At 62.5% G+C, this 18,929-nt stretch carries 19 protein-coding genes and 1 tRNA gene; 4 read left to right on the forward strand and 16 right to left on the reverse strand.

Annotated elements, in window-relative coordinates:
- Nucleotides 1-7 precede the first annotated feature (7 nt).
- Complete coding sequence (fdnG, locus tag LAN64_12230; GenBank protein MBZ5568608.1) at nt 8-3,076, reverse strand: formate dehydrogenase-N subunit alpha; 3,069 nt, start codon at nt 3,074-3,076, stop codon at nt 8-10.
- A gap of 292 nt (nt 3,077-3,368) precedes the next feature.
- Here fdnG and LAN64_12235 point away from each other — a divergent pair, with 292 nt between their 5' ends.
- The gene (locus tag LAN64_12235) at nt 3,369-3,878 is read left to right on the forward strand and encodes a DinB family protein (GenBank protein MBZ5568609.1); all 510 of its coding nucleotides are present in this window, start codon (nt 3,369-3,371) and stop codon (nt 3,876-3,878) included.
- Nucleotides 3,879-3,945: 67 nt separating this feature from the next.
- On the opposite strand, the gene LAN64_12240 is transcribed toward LAN64_12235, so the two are convergent.
- The 5 genes from LAN64_12240 to LAN64_12260 form a co-directional block, all read right to left on the reverse strand.
- Nucleotides 3,946-4,200, reverse strand: a complete 255-nt coding sequence (locus tag LAN64_12240; GenBank protein ID MBZ5568610.1) for a 4Fe-4S dicluster domain-containing protein — start codon at nt 4,198-4,200, stop codon at nt 3,946-3,948.
- A gap of 111 nt (nt 4,201-4,311) precedes the next feature.
- Entirely contained in the window at nt 4,312-4,449 is a 138-nt protein-coding gene (locus LAN64_12245) for a hypothetical protein (GenBank protein MBZ5568611.1), read from the reverse strand.
- 9 nt (nt 4,450-4,458) lie between these two features.
- Entirely contained in the window at nt 4,459-5,586 is a 1,128-nt protein-coding gene (locus tag LAN64_12250; GenBank protein ID MBZ5568612.1) for a homoserine O-acetyltransferase, read from the reverse strand.
- A gap of 2 nt (nt 5,587-5,588) precedes the next feature.
- Entirely contained in the window at nt 5,589-6,941 is a 1,353-nt protein-coding gene (locus tag LAN64_12255; GenBank protein MBZ5568613.1) for a homocysteine synthase, read from the reverse strand.
- 295 nt (nt 6,942-7,236) lie between these two features.
- A complete protein-coding gene (locus LAN64_12260; GenBank protein MBZ5568614.1) occupies nt 7,237-7,389 on the reverse strand; it encodes a hypothetical protein in 153 nt (50 codons plus the stop codon).
- A gap of 190 nt (nt 7,390-7,579) precedes the next feature.
- On the opposite strand from LAN64_12260, the gene LAN64_12265 reads away from it, so the two are divergent.
- Entirely contained in the window at nt 7,580-8,596 is a 1,017-nt protein-coding gene (locus LAN64_12265) for a Gfo/Idh/MocA family oxidoreductase (protein MBZ5568615.1), read from the forward strand.
- Between the two features lie 169 nt (nt 8,597-8,765).
- Here LAN64_12265 and LAN64_12270 read toward each other — a convergent pair whose 3' ends face one another.
- The 6 genes from LAN64_12270 to LAN64_12295 all read right to left on the reverse strand — a co-directional run bounded on the left by LAN64_12270 (nt 8,766) and on the right by LAN64_12295 (nt 14,909).
- On the reverse strand, nt 8,766-10,694 hold the full coding sequence (locus LAN64_12270) for a glycosyltransferase family 39 protein (GenBank protein ID MBZ5568616.1): 1,929 nt from the start codon (nt 10,692-10,694) through the stop codon (nt 8,766-8,768).
- Between the two features lie 11 nt (nt 10,695-10,705).
- On the reverse strand, nt 10,706-11,872 hold the full coding sequence (ribB, locus tag LAN64_12275) for a 3,4-dihydroxy-2-butanone-4-phosphate synthase (protein MBZ5568617.1): 1,167 nt from the start codon (nt 11,870-11,872) through the stop codon (nt 10,706-10,708).
- 256 nt (nt 11,873-12,128) lie between these two features.
- Complete coding sequence (locus LAN64_12280) at nt 12,129-13,163, reverse strand: inorganic phosphate transporter (GenBank protein ID MBZ5568618.1); 1,035 nt, start codon at nt 13,161-13,163, stop codon at nt 12,129-12,131.
- Between the two features lie 55 nt (nt 13,164-13,218).
- A complete protein-coding gene (locus tag LAN64_12285; GenBank protein MBZ5568619.1) occupies nt 13,219-13,833 on the reverse strand; it encodes a DUF47 family protein in 615 nt (204 codons plus the stop codon).
- Between the two features lie 190 nt (nt 13,834-14,023).
- Nucleotides 14,024-14,251 carry a hypothetical protein gene (locus tag LAN64_12290; protein MBZ5568620.1) on the reverse strand — a complete coding sequence of 76 codons (228 nt, stop codon included), beginning with the start codon at nt 14,249-14,251 and terminating at the stop codon, nt 14,024-14,026.
- Between the two features lie 569 nt (nt 14,252-14,820).
- A tRNA-Leu gene (locus tag LAN64_12295) sits at nt 14,821-14,909 on the reverse strand.
- 78 nt (nt 14,910-14,987) lie between these two features.
- Between LAN64_12295 and LAN64_12300 the strand changes: the two genes are divergently transcribed.
- Nucleotides 14,988-15,728 carry a class I SAM-dependent methyltransferase gene (locus LAN64_12300; protein ID MBZ5568621.1) on the forward strand — a complete coding sequence of 247 codons (741 nt, stop codon included), beginning with the start codon at nt 14,988-14,990 and terminating at the stop codon, nt 15,726-15,728.
- A gap of 107 nt (nt 15,729-15,835) precedes the next feature.
- The gene (locus tag LAN64_12305) at nt 15,836-16,702 is read left to right on the forward strand and encodes an aminotransferase class IV (GenBank protein ID MBZ5568622.1); all 867 of its coding nucleotides are present in this window, start codon (nt 15,836-15,838) and stop codon (nt 16,700-16,702) included.
- Nucleotides 16,703-16,759: 57 nt separating this feature from the next.
- Here LAN64_12305 and LAN64_12310 read toward each other — a convergent pair whose 3' ends face one another.
- From LAN64_12310 to LAN64_12325, 4 genes are all read right to left on the reverse strand, one after another.
- Nucleotides 16,760-17,023: a hypothetical protein gene (locus LAN64_12310; GenBank protein MBZ5568623.1), complete on the reverse strand. Its 264-nt coding sequence runs from the start codon at nt 17,021-17,023 to the stop codon at nt 16,760-16,762.
- Between the two features lie 30 nt (nt 17,024-17,053).
- Entirely contained in the window at nt 17,054-17,563 is a 510-nt protein-coding gene (locus tag LAN64_12315) for a MerR family transcriptional regulator (protein ID MBZ5568624.1), read from the reverse strand.
- A gap of 138 nt (nt 17,564-17,701) precedes the next feature.
- Nucleotides 17,702-17,917: a sulfur carrier protein ThiS gene (gene thiS / locus LAN64_12320; protein MBZ5568625.1), complete on the reverse strand. Its 216-nt coding sequence runs from the start codon at nt 17,915-17,917 to the stop codon at nt 17,702-17,704.
- Nucleotides 17,918-17,972: 55 nt separating this feature from the next.
- Complete coding sequence (locus LAN64_12325; protein MBZ5568626.1) at nt 17,973-18,917, reverse strand: hypothetical protein; 945 nt, start codon at nt 18,915-18,917, stop codon at nt 17,973-17,975.
- Nucleotides 18,918-18,929: the final 12 nt, after the last annotated feature.

An 18,929-nucleotide genomic window follows, 5' to 3' on the forward strand; every position in this document is an offset into this window, starting at 1 on the left:
CTCCTCCCTATACCTTCTCCAGCTTCACCAGGAAGCCTTTGTACTCGGGCGCAAATGAGTTGGGGTCCACGATGGTCGGAGTGACTATGTTGGCCATGGAGCCGGCCTGCTCGCCGCGTCCAAGGAAGCCCCAGTGAATGGGGAATCCGATCTGGTGCACGGTCTTGCCGGCCACCTGCATGGGCTTGATGCGCTTGGTCACCATGGCCTTGCCCTGAATGGCGCCGCGGGCGCTGGTGACCTTGACCTGGTCACCGCTCTTCAGGCTTTTCTCCTTGGCCAGCTCTTCCGAGATCTCGACGAAGAATTCCGGCTGCAACTGCACGTTGTAGGCGTTGTTCTTGGTCCAGTAGTGGAAGTGCTCGGTGAGGCGATAGGTGGTGGCGACGATCGGGAACTCATCGGCTTTGCCGAGGCGGTCCCACTTGCCCTTGAAGGGCTTGACGGCGGGATTCTTGCTGGTGGCCGGATGCAGCGGGTTGTCCACCGGCGACTCGGTGGGCTCGTAGAACTCGGTGAATGGCCCCTCGGCAAACATGCCCGGCACGAACAAGCGAGCCACGCCTTCGGGCAGCATGATGAACGGTCCCATGCCGGCCTCAGGCGGGCTGTCGGGCTTATAGTCGGGGACATCGCCGACCCACTTCTCGCCGTTCCAGCGAATCACAGGGCGCTTAGGATCCCAAGGCTTGCCCTGCGCGTCAGCGGAACAGCGGTTGTACATGACGCGCCGGTTGGCGGGCCAGTTGAAGCCCCACTCGGAGAAGCGCTTCATGCCACTGGGATCGGCATTGTTGCGGCGCTGGCCGAGATTGCCGGATTGCGGATAAAAGCCGACGTACAGCCAGTTGCCGCTGAGGGTGGAGCCGTCGGCGCGCATTTGCAAAAACGCTCCCAACTGCTCGCCCTGCTTGAGCACGACGGTCTTCGGGTCTTTCGGGTCCTTGACGTCGGCCAGCGCCCAGCCATTGATCTCGCGGGCAACCTCGTCGAGCGAGGGCTGGAAGGGGTTGGTGTACCACCAATTGACGTTGAGAACTGGCTCGGGCGACTTGCCACCTTCCTTCTGATACAGGTCGCGGACACGGAGGAAGATGCGGGCAATGATCTCCTGGTCGGCCTTCGCGTCGCCGGGGGGATCCAGCGCCTTGTACTTCCACTGGAACCAGCGGGCGGAATTGACGAAGGAGCCGTCCTTTTCGGCAAAGTTGGCGGCGGGCAGGAGGAAGACCTCGGTCTTCACGTCCTTGGTGGTGGTCTTTTCCTCGTCGAGGGCGATGATATCCGGCTTCCAGAAGGAAGCGGTTTCGGTCTCGAAGTTTTCCGCCACCACCAGGAACTTCAGCTTCTTGAGGGCGCTGATGACCTTGCGGGAGTGCGGGCCGTTGTTGACCGGGTTCATGCCAAAGTTGAGCAGGCCGTCCATCTTGCCGTTGTACATATGGTCGAAGATGAACGCCCAACTCCAATTCTCGTACAGACCGGGGCCGCCGGCCGAGGGCAGGCGCGGATGCCACTGGTAGCCGAACTCGTTTTCCTGGGTCGCCTTCAGGCCGTAGTAGGCCTTCATCTGGCTGACGTAGAACGTGTCGGTGTGGCTCCAGAAGTTCATCGAGGCCGGACGCAGCGGCTTGGGCGTTACCGCCGCCAGGTAGGTCTTCATGTCCGGGTGGTCCTGCTTGGGGATGGCGATATATCCGGGCAGGTTGTGGTATGCCATGCCGCAATCGGTACCGCCCTGGATGTTGGAGTGCCCGCGGAGGGCGTTGATGCCGCCGCCGGCCATGCCGATATTGCCGAGCAGCAGTTGCAGCATGGCGGCGATGTGGATCAACTGCACCGAGAAGCTGTGGTGCGTCCAGCCGAGGGCGTACATGATGGTGCCCACTTTATCGGCGGGATAGGTGGAGGTGATGATCTCGGCTGCCTTGTTGAAGCTCTCGGCGCTGCATCCGCAGATCTTGGAAACCATTTCCGGCGTGTAACGGGCGTAGTGCTTCTTCATCAACTGGAAGACGCATCGTGGATCCTGCATGGTCGGATCGACCTTGGCGAAGCCATCCTTGCCGATGTCGTAGTTCCACGTGCTCTTGTCGTACTTCTTGTTGGCTTCATCCCAGCCGCTGAACACGCCGACGTCGTCCTTGAACTCGTAGCCAGGGTGGACGATGAACGTGGCGTTGGTATAGAGGCGGACGTACTCCTGCTGGATGCGGTCGTGGGTGAAGCAATAGTTGATGAGGCCGGCGAGGAAGGCGATGTCGCTGCCGGCGCGAATCTGGGTGAAGTGGTCGGCGACCGCCGAAGTGCGGTTGAAACGCGGGTCCACCGAAACCAGCTTGGCGTTGCGGTTGCGCTTGGCTTCCATGACGAAGCGGAAGCCGACAGGATGGTTTTCAGCGGGATTGCCGCCCATGGCAAGAACGACATCAGCATTCTGGATGTCGGTCCAGCCGTTGGTCATGGCGCCGCGCCCGAATGTGGCGGCCAAACTGGCCACCGTCGGGCCGTGTCATATACGGGCCTGTTGTTCCAGCGGTATGACGCCCAAGCCCGCGCGGAACGCTTTGACAAGCAGATAATTGTTCTCGTTGTTATCGGTGCATCCGCCGATGACGCCGACCGCGGTCAACGCATTGCCTTCGCGCAATTTCGCGTCGCGCGTGTCCTTCATCAGGCGGGCGATGCGATCCACCATGAAGTCCCAGGACTTCTCTTCCCAGTGATCACTGCCGGGGGCGCGGTACATGGGATTGGTGATGCGGCGGTCATTGATGATGGTGTGCTTGATGGTTGCGCCTTTGGGACATAGCGCGCCTTGATTGATGGGATGGTCGGGATCGCCTTCAATGTGCACGACCGCCGGTTTGACGTTGCCGGACTTATCACCGAGAGTGTGAATGATGATGCCGCATCCGACTGCGCAATACGGGCAGGTGGAGCGGGTTTCGGTGGTGCGGGCGATTTTCAGTTCCCGCACTTCGGCGTAAGCCGGAGCCAGATCGAAACCTAAGACCGACGCGGCAACGCCGCCGACGGTCGAGACCTTCAGAAAATCTCTACGTGAAGTGTTCATACTGACCATGTCCTCCCACGGTGGTTGCGGTCAGAAAAGGCAGGGCCGAAGAGCGCTAGACGCAGACCCAGTTGCAAGAATTGCGCAACGGTTTATCGTTTTTTGCGGGCCGTGTCAAGCAGAATGGCTGAAACCAGGCTCCAGGCTTCGGGCGCCAGGCTTCAGGGAGGATCGTACCCATTCTTGAACTGTAGTGACAGGACTGGCGTGGCGTACCTTGGCGCTCGCAGTTGGGCGCGCCCAGGTACACGCGCGGGCTCAACTATAATGGCGCGCTTCCTGGAGGTGAGAGATGGCGGGAACCTATGGATTCCTCCTCGATACGTACGAAACGGAAATCCTGAAAATTACGGGGTTATGGGCGTCATTTCCGGCGGCCAGCATGGACTACCGGCCGCATCCGAAATCGCGCAGCGTGCTGGAGCAAATTGAGCACCAGGTGCAGTCGGAGGGCCGGTGGATGAAGGTGATGCTGGGAATTGATACCGGCGACCCCAATCCGGCGCAGCGGACCAAAGAAGGATTTATCGAGAAGTACCGGGCGGATGCGACGCGGCGGCTGGAAATGCTGCGGGCGAAATCCAACGAATGGTGGTGCGCGAACACGCAGTTTTTCGACGTGACGCGAACCCGAGCGTGGGTGATGACGCGGCGCATCGCTCATTCCTCCCACCATCGCGGCCAACTGGTGGTCTACCTCAGGCTGGTCGGAGAGTTGGTGCCGTCCGTTTATGGCCCGACGGCGGATACGGGCGAGAAGGTGGTATACAGCTTTGCGGAACGGCACAAGCGGTCGGCGTGATCGCAGGTTATCGACATGCAACAAAAAAGGCCCGGAGAACCCGGGCCGGTTGGCGTAGAACGCCGGACTAGTTCGCGTAGAACTTGGCGTTCTTCTCGACGAAATCTTTCTTGTCCTCGGGCACTTCGTCAGCCGGGAACATGGAATTGGAGGGGCAGACGGCGACACAGGCGCCACAATCAATGCATCCTTCGGGATCCACGTACATCTGGGTGGCGGTCTCGAATTCCGGCTCGTCTTTCTTCGGATGAATACAGTCGGTGGGGCAGGCGTCGGCACAAAGGACGTCCTTCAAACAGGTATCGGTGATTACATAAGCCATCGTTGATTTCTCCCGATGAGATTTCCTGGGCGCCGCCGCTCCCGGATCTCCCGGACGGTGCACCACGTCTATGAAGGTAGCGGGTGGCTGTACCAGCGGCGGTGATGTGGCTCACTGGTCGATGTGAGCAGGCGCACGTCCGCCGCGGAGCACCGAGCCGCCGATCAGTTCAGGACCTCGCCGGAGATGCGGCGCGAGCGCATCTTTCGGCCAGCGGACGGTCTGCTCGGCAACCTGGATTTGTCCCATGGCCTCCTCCTAGAGATTGGCCGCCCGCACCACCTGCGGCCGGGCGATCGGCACCGGGGTTCCCACGGGGCGCCAGAGCGCGGCGGTGATGAACGGGGCGAGCTGATCCATGTCGGCCAGAAAACCGTCGTGCCCGTGCGACGACTTCAGCTCGGCGTAGTCGCAGGCGTGCCCGGCAGCGCGGATGCGCTGCGCCAGATCGCGGACGTCCTCCGGAGGAAACAGCCAGTCGGAAGAGATGCCGACCAGCAGCACGCGGGCGCGGATGCGGCGCAGGGCGTCGCGCTCCGAGTCGTAGCCGCGGGCCAGATCGAAGGTGTCCATCGCTTTCGACAGCACGATGTAGGAATTGGCGTCGAAGCGGGCGATGAACTTTTCGCCCTGGTGATCGAGGTATCCGGCGACGTCGAAGCGATCGGCGTAGGTGCGGTAGGGATCTTCGCCGTTGCGGTTCGGCCGTCGCGCGAAGCGTTGCGAAAACAGCTCCGCCGACTTGTAGGAGAGCATGGCAATGCCGCGCGCGAGCGCGAGCCCGGCCTCGGGGCCCTCGCCGGGTGCGTAGCGTCCGCCGCGAAACGCGGGATCGAGTTGGATGGCGAGGCGCTGGAGGTGGTTCAAGGCCAGCCCCATCGCGGAAAGGGGCGCGGCGCCGATGGCGATGGCGCGCTCGACGCGCTGCGGAAAATCAATCGCCCACTGCAGCGCCTGCATGCCGCCAATGGAGCCGCCGACAACGGTGTGAAGGCGCTCGATGCCCAGTTGGTCGAGCACGCGCGCCTGCGCCCGCACCATGTCGCGGATGGAGACCAGAGGGAAGTCCGGACCGTAGGTGACGCCGGTCACTGGGTTGAGTGAGGATGGTCCGGTGGAGCCGTAGCAGGAACCGACGAGATTGGCGCCGATCACGCAGAAGCGCGAGGTGTCAAAAACGCCCGGGAAGAGTTCCGGCCACCAGTCGGCTACGCGCGCCGAACCGGAGAGCGCGTGACAGACGAGGATGGCGTTGTCGCGGCGCTGGTTCAGTTCGCCGTACACCGCATAGCGCACCTCGGGCGAGGGCAGGTCGCCGCCGGCGTCAAGGCGAAAGGCGCCGTCGAGGGTACAGTTGGATTCCGCAGTGGGTTCGATCCGTGCCATGACTAGTCTCCCGCAGCCGGCGCCGGAACACGCGTGGGACGCGCCGGCGTAGCCGATTCAGCGCTTGCCTTCCCCAGGGCCTGATTGAGGTCGGCGATAATGTCGCGCACGTCTTCGATGCCGACCGAGAGCCGTACCAGCTCCGGCGTCACCCCGGTCGAGCGCTGCTCCTCCTCACTCAGTTGCTGGTGGGTGGTGGACGCCGGGTGAATGACGAGCGACTTGGCGTCGCCGATATTGGCGAGCAGGCTGAAAAGTTGGAGCGCGTTGATGAGCGCGCGCCCGGCCTGGTAACCGCCGCGAATTCCGAAGGTGACGAGGGAACCGGCGCCGTTGGGCAAATATTTTTTCGCGCGTTCGTGGTATTTGCTTGCCGGCAGGCCGGGATAGTTGACCCACTCGACCTCGGGGTGGGTTTGCAGGAAGCGCGCGACCTCGAGGGCGTTTTCCGAATGGCGCTGCATGCGCAGGGGCAGCGTTTCCGTGCCCTGCAAAAGGAGGAACGAGTTGAACGGCGAAAGGCAGGCGCCGGTGTCGCGCAGGCCCTGCACGCGCGCTTTGATGATGAAGGCCGCCGGGCCGAAAGCCTCGGTGTAGCTGACGCCGTGGTACGACGGGTCGGGGGCGACGAAATCGGGGAAGCGGCCGGAGGCCTTCCAGTCGAACTTGCCGCTGTCCACGATGATGCCGCCGATGGAGGTGCCGTGCCCGCCGATGTACTTGGTCGCCGAGTTGATGACGATGTCGGCGCCCCACTCAATCGGGCGGCAGAGCGCGGGCGAGGGAGTGGTGTTATCGACGATAAACGGCAGCCCGTGCTGCTGCGCGATGGCCGCCAGAGCTTCGAGGTCGGGGATATCGAGCTTGGGATTTCCGACGCTCTCCGTGTACACCGCTTTGGAGCGCGAGTTGATCGCGGCGCGCAGGCTGTCCAAATCTTCGGCGTCTACAAAGCGGACTTTGATTCCCAGCTTCGGCAGCGTGTAGTGGAATAGGTTGTAAGTGCCGCCATAAAGCGAGGTGGTGGAGACGATTTCGTCGCCGGCGCCGGCCAGCGTGATGATGCTGAGCGTTTCCGCCGCCTGCCCGGAGGCGAGCGCCAGCCCGCCGAGGCCGCCTTCGAGAGCGGCAATGCGCTTCTCGAAGACGTCGGTGGTCGGGTTCATGATGCGGGTGTAGATGTTGCCGAATTCCTGGAGCGCGAAGAGGCGGGCGGCGTGGTCGGCGTCGTCGAAGGTGTACGACGTGGTCTGGTAAATGGGGACGGCGCGCGCCTTGGTAGCGGGATCGGGCGATTGCCCGCCGTGCACGGCCAACGTGGCGAAATGTTTCTGAGGGTTGCCGTTGTTGCTCATCGTCTACTCTCCTCGAATGTTTTCGGCGCAAAAGAAAACGACCCGCGGTCCGGGTGGACCGTGGGTCGTTGAACCTTCGGCGGCTACTGTTTCAGCTTTGGCCGCTTGTCCGCGCAACCCACAGACCACGACGCATGCACATGATGATGGTGCACATGGCCATGGTGGTGTTGTGGGCAACGTCGAACATAGAAACACAAGTATACGCAGGCGGGAAAATCTGTCAATACATCAGGCTGTGCGGCCGCTCACATGCCGGCGTGATGTGCCCGGGTCCCGATGTGGCTCTCCCCCGCTAGGCGCGGTGCGGCATGCTCTTGGACGCGTCGTGCGGGGCAGTGTCGTCCTTGTGAGGCGTGTATGACTCGGCGTAAGCGGCGTAGAAGACCATGGCTCCCATGATGAAGAAAACGGCGAGCGCGATCAGAGCCATGAAGAGAATCGGCATGGGACACCTCGACTCGCGAGTCATGAGTTCCACGATGCGCGGGAAAACTCAGGACTCGCCACCATTCCTATGATCGCCCCGCTCAACACGTATTACGGTGATGTGGGTCACCGGCGCGAGTGATGAGACCTCCACCCTGTCCCGCCAACCCCGGGAGCGATAAGTACGGTAACCGCGCAACTGTGGTGAAATGGGGCGCATGGTTCGTTTCGGCATCGTCGGATTCGGGCTGCACGCCGTGAAGCGGCTGATGCCCGGCTTCCGCCTGGCGCGGAATGCGCGCGTGACGGCGCTCTCGCGGCGCGACGCGGACAAGGCGACGGCGTCGGCGCGCGAGTACGGCATCGCGCACGCCTTCACGTCAGCGGAGAAGTTGTGCCGCAGCCCGGAAGTGGACGCGGTATTTGTGGCGACACCCAACAATTGCCACCTGCGCGATGTGCTGGTGGCGCTGGAGTGCGGCAAGCCGGTGCTGGTGGAAAAGCCGATGGCGATGAATGCCGCCGAAGCGCGACAGATGGTGGAAGCGGCGCGGAGCAGGCACCTGCCGTTCGGCGTGGCGCAGATTTTTCGTTTCGCGGAAAGCGTGCGGCGGCTGCGAGAACGGGTTATGGCGGGCGAGATTGGCCGCGTGGTCTTCGCGCGCTCGGAATTTTCCTACTCCGCCGGGTCACACCCGCGCCGATGGATCCACGATGCCGCCATTGCGGGCGGAGGACCAATTGCCGACGTCGGCGTGCACTGCGTTGACGCGCTGCGATTCATTCTGAATGACGAGGTCGCAAGCGTATCGGCTTGCGGACTCGCGGGCAAAACCCCGGGCACGGTTGAATCGGCGGCGGCGGTGTCGCTGCAATTCCGGCGATGCGGGATCGGCGTGGTCCTGGTGTCGGCGCGCACGCAATATCGCACGCCACTGGAGATCGTCGGCGAAGGCGGTGTGCTGCGGGCGGAAGATGCGTTCAGCGTGGAAAAGCCGGTCATGATCGAACGGCAGCGGGCGGACGGCATGGAGACGGAGCAGGTTTCCAATCATTTGGCATACGCGCGGCAAGTGGAAGCGTTCGCCGACGCGGTGGAAGCGCGTGCGGCGTTTCCGGTGCCCGGCGAAGAGGGGCTCAAGAATCAGGTCATCCTGGATGCGGCGTATGGAAGCATGCGGAGCGGAAGCGTCGAGGAAATTGTCGAGTTGGCAACTGGTGGTTAATAGCTGGTGGTTCGTGGCTGCGGAGAGTTGCCGAGAGCAGTGTCAGAATTGGTGCAGCCGAGAGAGGAAACACAGAGATCCCTCGACTCGGGATGCCCGCGCTGGAAACAACGCGCGGGAGCCCTCCCTAGCTCGGGATGACATCGGCTACAAAAAAGATGAAACGTCTTCAGTGTCGGCCTGGTGCGTGTGTTACGGCGACTTGCGACTGCGCCAGCGACGGTTGCCCGGGCGTGAGGGAGTGGTTGACGTACACGGCTTTGCCGCCGCTCTCCCTCAACAGCCAGGTGTGATTCTTGTCTAGGCGCTGAGCGGCGGCCTCGCGCTGCTCCTGCGGCACAACCAAGAAAACGCGCACAGGCGAGCCCCAGATCGCAGGGAAAGTCTGGTCAGTGAAGAAGATCCTGGGCGCGTCGGGATAATGCGAGCCGAGTTCGAGATTGTTGTAGCGCCCGTTCCAAATCAACAGCTGGCGATGGGTGTAGAAGGAAACGCTGGAGGCGGGATCGAACTCGCCATACACGGCAATCTGATCGCCGGTGCGGAGATGCTTCAGGATGGCAACGGCCAGCGGGCGCGATGACATGTGCGGCTCGAAGACCGCGTACGCCAGGTTGGCGGCGAAGATGAACACCGCCATGGTGACGCCGAGCACAACCGCGCTGGTCAGCACGCGGCGCGTACGTCCCACCACCCAGACGGCAACAAAGCCGACGGAAAAACACGCGGCGGCCATGAGCGCGGGGGTGCGCAGGTCGGCGAAAGCCTGGGGCGTGAGATCGAACAGGTGTCCCATGCTAAGGCGGTAGAAGTCGTTGGGATGGGTCTTCAGCAGGGTGGAGATGTCGCCGGTGGCGCGAATTCGCGAGGCCTGCCAAACCGCCCAGGTCAAAACAGCGCCCAGCGCCACGCCGAGGAATGCGAGCACGGCCTGCAGGCGAGGTAGCCATGGGTCGCGTTGCTCTTCGGCGCGCGCGATGCCGAGGCCGAGCAGAATGGTGATCGCGGGCCAGCCGCCGAAGGCGTAATACTCCATGCGCGATCCGACGACGAGCGAAAAGAAGGCAAAGACGACGCCGAACCAGACGAACAGCAGCAGGCGGGCGTCCACCGCAGCGGTGCTTCTGTGCTTCCACCAGGTGCGAGGCGGTGGGAACCGTTTGATGGCGAGCGGCAGAAACAGGCTCCAAGGGAAAAACCACGCCAGATGCGCCGCCCACCAGATGGGAAGCGGAGTGGCGTCGTAGTCAGGCGGCCAGCGCGTGCCGAGGGCGCGTTTGAAGTGCTCGTTGATGAAGTAGGACCAGAGGAATCCGGGCGCGCGCCATTCCGCGATCACATGCCAGGGCACGGCGACGGCAAGAAAGATCAGCATGCTGGAAAGCAGGTGCAGTTCGCGCCAGCGGCTCCAACCGCGGGTCAGGATGATGAACGCGACGATCGTGCCGACGGGAAAAAGCACGCCGATCAGACCCCGCGTGAGCACGGCGCAGGCGGTAAGCACGGCAACGCCCCAGTAGTAGAAATGCGGCGGCAGCCGGCCGGTGTCGTGGGTCCAGGCACGCAGGAACAAATAGAAGATGGCGGTGAACTCGAGGGCGTAGATGGCCTCGGGGATCATGATGCGGGTGAACATGAACATCCCGAGGCTGGTGGCGGTGGCGAGCCCGGCGTACAGACCAGCGCGGTCGGAGAAGAAGTGGCGGGCGAACGCGAAGGCCATCAGCGTGAGACCGATCATCGCCAGTGCAACCGGCAAGCGCACGGCGAACTCAGTCGGACCGAAAATCTTGTAATCGAGCGCCACCAACCAGTAGTGGATGGGGGCTTTCTGCAGGTAGCGCACGCCGTTGAGGAACATGACGACGTAATCGCCGCGCTGCAGCATCTCGCGCGAGACCAGCGCGTGGGAGGCGTCGGCGTCGTCGAGCAGCGCGGGGCGCGAGGCGGTGCCCAGGTAGACGGCAGCGGAGAGCAGCAGCAGGAACAGCGCAGCCCAACGTCGAAAGCGTGAATTCGAGGAAGCTACAGTCGTCGGCGTGATGATAGCAGGAAACGTCAGCGGCGGTTGGCGGTTATCGGTTATCGGGAAACGCATGGCCCTTTCGATTAACGCGTGGTGAATGCCTTGGGCGCGGGGATCGGCACCTGCTCGACAATCTCGATGCCGAATCCTTCCAGCGCCACGACTTTGCGCGGGTGGTTGGTGAGCAGGCGGATGCGCCGCAGGTTCAGGTCGGACAAGATCTGCGCGCCGATGCCGATCTCGCGTTGCGTTTTGCGCTCGCTTTCGGGCAATGCAGGCAGGCGATGCTCGCGATGGAAAGTGAGGATCGGCTTGTCGCCCAGCTTTTCCTTGGTGAAGCCCTTGGAACCGTGATGGAGATAGATGAGCGCGCCAGCGCCGGCCGAGGCGATGCGCGCCATGGAGCCCTCAATGACGTTGTGGCATCCGCACCAGGTGGCGCCGAAGACGTCGCCCAGCAGGCAGTGGGAATGCATGCGCACGAGCACCGGCTCGGTCGCATGTTCGACGTCACCGCGCAGCAAAGCGATGTGCGACTCGCCGCCCTCCAGCGCGCTCTCGTAGGCAATCATGCGGAACTCGCCGAGGCGGGTCGGGACCAGGGCCTCGCCCACGCGCTGGATGTAGCGTTCGTGCGCCATGCGATAGCGGATGAGTTCGGCGACGGTGAGCATCTTGAGACCGTGCTGGTGGCAAAACTGCACCAGGTCTGGAACGCGCGACATCGTTCCGTCTTCATTCATGATTTCGCAGATGACGCCGGCGGGAACCAGGCCGGCGAGACGCGCCAGATCCACCGAAGCCTCCGTCTGCCCGGCGCGGACCAGTACGCCGCCCCGGCGCGCCCGCAGCGGAAAAATGTGTCCCGGGCGCGCCAGGTCGCTGGGACGCGTTGCGGGATCGATTGCGACGCGGATGGTGCAGGCGCGGTCGTAGGCGGAGATGCCGGTGGTGACACCGTCGCGCGCGTCAATCGCCTCGCAGAAAGCGGTGCCGAACTGCGAAGTGTTTTCCGCCGTCATGGGGCCAATCCGCAGATGCTCCAGGCGCTCCTCGGTGAGCGCCAGGCATATGAGACCGCGTCCGTACTTGGCCATGAAGTTGATCGCCTCGGGCGAGATCTTCTCGGCGGCCATCGTGAGGTCGCCTTCATTCTCGCGGTCTTCGTCGTCCACCACGACAATCATGCGCCCGGCGCGAATTTCCTCGATGGCGGTGGGGACGTCGGTAAATGCAGACGTTGAGGTCATGGTCAATGAAATTCTACACGGGCGAGTGGGGTATTTGGTAATTGGGTAATATCGTAATTTGGTAATTGGTCCGACCGTAGCGTGAACCGAGGCACGCTCAATTACCAAACCAGAAGACCCATTTCAGTTACGTGCGGACTCCCTCAGGGACTAAAGCCCGCATCATCCGCGGCTCTGGGCGGCACGGCTGAAGCCATGCCCTTCCGAAGACATTCATGAGATTGGTTTCCAGCAAATTGCGAGATTACCCAATGTTTCAGGCCGCGGGATGGAACAGGCGGATGATCCAGAAAGTCAAGGCGGCGACGGTGGCCGAAGCCGGGATGGTGAGTACCCAAGCCCACACGATGCGCCGGGCGACGCCCCAGCGGACGGCCGAGAGGCGGTTCGTGGAGCCGACGCCGACAATCGCGCCGGTGATGGTGTGGGTAGTGCTGACCGGGATGCCGGCCAGGGCGGTACCGAACAGGGTAATGGCGCCGGCCGCCTCGGCACAGAAGCCGCCTACCGGCTTCAGCTTGGTGATTTTCGTGCCCATGGTGTGCACGATGCGCCATCCGCCGAGGTAGGTTCCGGTAGCAATGGCGGCATGCGCAGCCAGGATAATGGGCCAATGGAATTTGCCCCAGTTCCCTGCCAGGTCCGCCGGGCTCATATAGCCGGCGGTGTAAAGCGCGCCGGCAACGATGCCCATGGTCTTCTGCGCGTCGTTGCCGCCGTGGCCCAGGCTGTAGGCGGCGGCCGACAGCAATTGCAGTTTGCGGAACCAACCATCCACCTGTTGCGGCGATTTTCTGTAGAACAGCCAGGAAACCGCGACCATGAAACCGAAGCCGAGCACGAGTCCCATCAGCGGGGCCACGACGATGAAGGTCAGGGTCTTGGTCCAGCCGCCGGGAATAATGACCCCCCAGGCGCTGTGCAAGTTGCCGGATAGGATCCAGGCGCGGGTGACGGCGGCTCCGCCGTAACCGCCGATCAGGGCGTGCGAGGACGAGGTCGGCAGGCCCCACAACCAGGTGAGCAGGTCCCACACGATTGCGCCCATCAGTCCGGCGAGCACAACGTACTGGGTCACAACATCGAGGCGAATCATGCCCTTGCCGATGGTGTGCGCCACAGCGGTGCCGAGCAGAAAGGCGGCGAAGAAATTGAAGAACGCCGCCCAGGCAACCGCCAGCTTGGGGGAAAGCACACGCGTGGAAACCACGGTGGCGATGCTGTTGGCGGCGTCGTGGAAGCCATTGAGAAAATCAAAGACGAGCGCGAACAGGACCGTTACACCGACCAGTAGGAATGAAGAGTTCACCAGCCTTGCGTTCCTCGTGCCAGGGGGTTGAAGCGGATCAGGCGCTCTTCAGGACCACCGCTTCCAGGACATTGGCGGCGTCCTCGGCCTTGTCGGTAGCCATCTCGAGTACCTCGAACAGCTCTTTCATTTTGATCAGGGCAATCGGATCCTTTTCGTTTTCGAACAAGTCGGCAATGGCCTGGCGGCAGACGCGGTCGGCCTCGTCTTCCAGGCGGTTGATCTCGACGCAGTGTTCCAGCACGTGCTTGGTCTTTTCCAGCAGCGAAACCGCCTTTTCGAGTTCCTCGGCCTGGCGGACGACCAATTCGGCCAGTTCGGCGGCGGGACCTGGAATGCGGCTGATCTTGTAGAGCACGAGCCGTTGCCCGGCGGCATTGACGAAGTCGAGCACGTCGTCCAGCGAGGAGGCGAGCCGGTGAATGTCCTCGCGGTCGAAGGGGGTGATAAAGGTCTGGTTGAGCTTGGTCATGATGGCGTGCGTCATGTCGTCGCCGCGATGCTCGATGTCCTTGATCTTCTGCACCTGCACTTCGACATTCTCGAAATTCTGAAGAATCCCCCGCAGCAGGCAGGCGCCGTCGGTGACGTTGCGCGCCATGTCTTGGAACAGTTCGAAGAATTTGGTTTCGCGGGGAATGATGCGAACCATCTCGGCTCCTTTGCCTCTCTCCAGGGCATGAACGGATGGCCCGTCCGCACGCGGATTTCGGCTGTCCAATATCTCACGCGGGATGGAGCAGGTCAAACCTGAGGGCGCCTCCGTGGATCGGTTTGGGTCACTCGCACCAAATGGGAAGGGGCCGCCTCGCGGCGACCCCAGATGGCTGGGAGGCGTTCGATTACAGAGTGGACTCGATTTCGAAACCCCAGGCTTCCAGGAGGGGTTCCGGAATGTACTTGGAGTTCTTGTTGCGGCGCGCCCATTCGCGCAGCCGCGTGGACCGCAAGTACTGGTCGGGCGAGAGCTTGAACTCGCGCACCACCTGCTCGAACTCGGTAATGGTTGGGGTCACCGGGCCGATCGGCTCGGGCTTGCCCCAGTTCGGATTTCCACGTCGCTTCGCCATGATGAGTTCAGACCTACCTCAAGAAGATAGGACATCTCCTAAAGTTTTAAGGGCCACTAGATTGGATTCCCAAAAGCGCGAGAAGGATTCACTCGCTACGCACCAGGTCGCCCCACTCCCTGACCGTACTAGCGCGTCCGTGAAGCCTCGCCAAAGGGAAGGATTCTAAGGGTCTTTACTCGGCAGGACAAGTAAAAAATGCGTGGCTGCGCGATTTTGCATTCGAATAGAGATTGTCTATTTAGAATCAATGACTTAGGCAATGCCGAAGCGAAGGGCACACGACTTCGCTGAAGGCTAAGGCTTAACTTTCAACAACTTGGCAACAGCAGGGCGATGCCGCCGAACTTACCCAATATTGGGAAAGGGTCATATCGGGCCGCTGAAAGTAGCCGGCCCACGCACAACAAGTGGTGCCCGGGGCCGGAATCGAACCGGCACGCCCCTTTCGGAGCTCGGAACCTTAAGTTGAGGCGCCTTGCTGGTGTGAGCGAACCTGAGCGGAGCGAAGGAGAAGCGCGAGCCCGCAGCCGAAATCCTGAGCGAGCGCAGCGAGTCGAAGGATCTGCTGGTGCCCGGGGCCGGAATTGAACCGGCACGCCCCTTTCGGAGCTCGGGATTTTAAGTCCCGTGCGTCTGCCAGTTTCGCCACCCGGGCATATCCAAGCCAAACAGATGCTATCACGATGCTCCGTTCGCCGGACCCAAGGCAAGCAGGTATCATCTCAGTCGCACCATGGCGACAAACAAAGGAGTCTCCCGGGGAGCGCGTCCTTACAACGAGCGTTTCTACGCCGCCAAGAACGAGGGATCGTATCGCTCGGCTACGGTGGTCCTGCCGCTGGTGTTCTCGATCGTCAAACCGCGCAGCGTGGTTGACGTGGGCTGCGGCACCGGCACTTGGCTGCGCGCGGCGGAGGAGCTGGGCGTACACAACTCTCAGGGCTACGATGGCTCGCAGTCCAACCAGTTGTGCATCCCGCAGGAACAGTTCGCGGTCGCCGACTTGACCCGTCCCCTGCAGCCCTCACGCCGATTTGACCTGGCAATCTGCTGCGAAGTTGGCGAACATCTGCCGGCCGATAGCGCGCAAACTCTGATCGGCAGTCTCGCCGGGTTTTCCGATGTTGTTCTGTTCTCCGCCGCGATCCCAGGACAGGGCGGCACGCACCACATCAACGAGCAGTGGCCGGCGTACTGGCAAGCGCTGTTTCGAGCCCAGGGCTATTCGGCGTACGACTTCATTCGGGCAAGTGTTTGGAATGACGACCGCGTGGAGTTCTGGTACCGGCAAAACACCGTCCTGTACGTCGCCGATCCCGCCGCTTCCCGCTTCGCGCTGCCCGCCAAGACTAATGAGGTGCTTGCCCTGGTTCATCCGGCGCTTTATGAATCACAGCGGCAAAAGAAGGTACTCAAAACGTTTCTTCGCAACACCAGGCAGTCGTTGGCGCGCCTCACCGGTCGGCAGGGCTAAGGCGGTGTCTCAAGACAAGTCAGAATGCGCAAGAAACCTCGCGCTTCCGGCCTGCAGTTCCGTTTAGAATAAAGACTCCATCGTCCAACCCAACTGGCGGAGGTCTCATGCATAGATTCGTCTATCACAATGACCGTGTCGTTCCCGTGGAAGAGGTGCGGCTGTCGCCGGGACAGGCGGGCCTGATCAACGGCTGGGGGATCTTCAGCACGGTGCGGGTGTACGATGGCGTCCCCTTTGCGCTGGAACGCCATTACGACCGCCTGGCGCGCGATGCCGAGCGCATCCAGCTTCCACTCAAGACCCCTCTCGCTACGGTACGCGACGCCATGCTGGCCATGCTGCAGGCGAACCGGGCGGTGAGCGCGTGCGTCCGCATTTATTTCATCCTGAATACCATCGGAATCTGGAAGAGCGACGAGGCCTTCCCGGAGGTGGACCTGATTATGTACGCCGTGGACGTGCCCGAGCGCGTTGGTCCGACCACGCTCTCGGTGCAGGAACACGGCCGCCACGCCGCGCACCCGCTCACCGGGACCAAGGTAACTTCGTGGCTGAACAACGCGTGGATGGTGGAACAAGCGCACCGCCGCGGCTTCGATGACGCGCTGCTGCTGAACGAGCGCGGCGAGGTCTCCGAGTGCACGGCAGCGAACATTTTCTGCATTCGCGGAGGCGACGTCGCCACACCGCCGTTAAGTTCCGGCTGTCTGGCGGGCGTGAGCCGGCAGATCCTGTTTGAGGAATCAGCCCGCAGCGGCGTGTCGATCTCGGAGCGGACGCTTAGGCTGGAGGACCTTTACTACGCCGACGAGGTCTTCATTACCTCGACCACACGGCACGTTCAGCCGATCAGCTACATCGAGAAACGCGCCATGAAGCAGGCCCCCGGACCCGTCACCGAGAAGCTGGCGGCGTTTTTCGACAGTTATGTGAAGGAATACGTGGGGCGCGCGGCAGCAGCGGTGAAGTGAGGCAGTGGTCGGGGGATCAGTGGTCGGTGGCCAGTTGACCGGTCAGCAAGACTCAGCCTAGCTCGGCGGGCGCACCAGCACCTGACCCTCGCTCAGGAAGAACTGCGCCGAGCACTTGTCGGAACCGCAAATCACGGGGATGAGGCCGGCGATCTGCCGCCGCGTGATCAGCCCCAGGGTTCCGCAGTCGGGGCAGGCCAGCACGGCCCAGTAAGGATCGTCAGCTTCGCCCACTTCGCCGGCGTTTTCCAGCACGAACATGGCGCCGGGACCCATCTGTTCGGGGATCCACTCGTTCAGGACGTCAATCTCAGCGACCATCTGCTACCTCCCGAAGGATCGCGTGCTCGTCTATGAAACGCGCCCGGCGCGCAACCGGCGCGCGCCGGAAAGGACGGTCTTTTTCGCACGTGAGTGCGTGCCCGACGGGCGCGGTTTTCGCGCGGCGTCGGAATGCAGCTCGGCGCGGACCTGCCGCACCGTGTCGCTCAGGCAAATGGTGAACATCGGTTGGCGTGAGTTTTTCAGGATGTCAATCACCTGCTGGGGCGAAGTTTCCAGGAACAGGCGTTTGCCGTCGGTCAGCAGGTGGTAATCGGAGCCGCCGGTGACGGTTTCCACCAGGCGCTTGCTGAATTCCTTCTGCAGGAAGCGGATCACCAAGCGCACGCGCTGCAGCGAGAAGCCGCGGCGCCGCAGATCGCAGATGACCGCGACTTCCGCGACGTCGTCCAGCGAGTACAGGCGGCGATGCCCCTGCTTCAGCGGCACAACGAGCCCGCGCTCGTCCCACCACTGGAGCCGGCGCGCGGTGATGCCGGTCAGCGCCATGACCTGATTGGAGGTGAAGCTCTGCTCCATGGCTCGCCAGCAAAAAACATTCAGACCCTAGAATGTTTAAAACATTCTAGGCCTCTAATGTCGGATGTCAAGGTGAAACGCGCCGCGAAGACGCAACCGCAGAAGACAGAGGGCGCTGAGAAATCGGGGCAAGGTGGGTCAGAACGAAAAGCGCCCGCCGCCGACGAAGTGCACGATTTCCAGACGATCGCCTTCCCTGAGGCGGGTGCCCAGCCAGCGTTCGCGGGCGACGATCTCGCGGTTCAGCTCGACCGCCACCCGGTCGGACTTGATGCCGAGTTGCTCCACCAGCGCGGCGAGGGTGGGATCGCCGGCTTCAACTTCCCGTTCGTCGCCATTGATCACGATGCGCATAAGTCGGGATTCGGAAAAAGCATACCAAACCGGCGGAGGCCCTGCGACGATGTACTTACGATTGTCTCCGCAAAGAGTATTTGCGGCTGGCCGATTTGCCGCGGTGGCTGGCCTGGATGAGCAGCGCCGCGGCAGTCAGGTCGACCTCCTTGAGGCTCACGGCAACCTCGGCAACCCCGGCGAGGCTGCTGGTGGCGTAAACGTAAGTCGCGGGGCCCCGGCCGGAGGTGATGCGGCAACTGACCTGGGCGCCACCGGCAGGGCCGTTTTCATCGGCAACCTGCACGCCGATCATAACCTCATTGCCGCCGGACCCGGTCGCGGGTGGCAAACACTCCAGCGACAGCCCCTTGCCGATTAGTTTGCCGGCGGGAGTCAGGATCAGTCCGGGGTCCAAGGGCTTGGCGGCGACCGCGGCGGCGAATTGCGCGGCGAGATCGTCGAGCGCAACCGTAACCAGCGCGGTATCCACAGGATCGGCAACCGCCTCCAGAGCGGCGGGGGGTGGCGTCGTGGCGGCAGCGATGTCGGGAGCTGACTCAGGAATCTCGGGCGGCGCCGGCACGGCAAGCTCGACTGCGATAGTCGCCACATCGACGACTGGAGCCGCAGGCTCGACGACAGTGGGGGCAACAACTTTGAATTCGTTGGCCTCGGCGAGTTCGTCCCCGATCCGGCCTTCGCGCACAGCGGTGACGAAACGCTTGTGTTGGTCCCGGAGCATCTCGTGCATGTGCTCTTCGGAAAAACCCGGCTCCCTGGTTCTTTCGGCGTAGGAGGTCTGGTGCTTGCCGATGCAGCGCCCTTTGACGAAGACCAGCGTCTGGAGCCGCAGCTCGTGGAGACGTGCTTCGCTCTGGACGTGGTACACGGTGTCGGCGTATTTCACGTCGGTGTTGAAACCGAAAATCACAAAACCACCCGAGGAGATCAGCGAAGCTGATCTGCCGCTGTCCTGTCGCGCTTCGGCGCAGAATGGAAGCGGTTTTTTGCTGCTCACGAGAGTCGCAAT

The sequence above is a fragment of the Terriglobia bacterium genome, assembly GCA_020073185.1.
Classification (GTDB): Bacteria; Acidobacteriota; Terriglobia; order Terriglobales; family Acidobacteriaceae; genus JAIQGF01.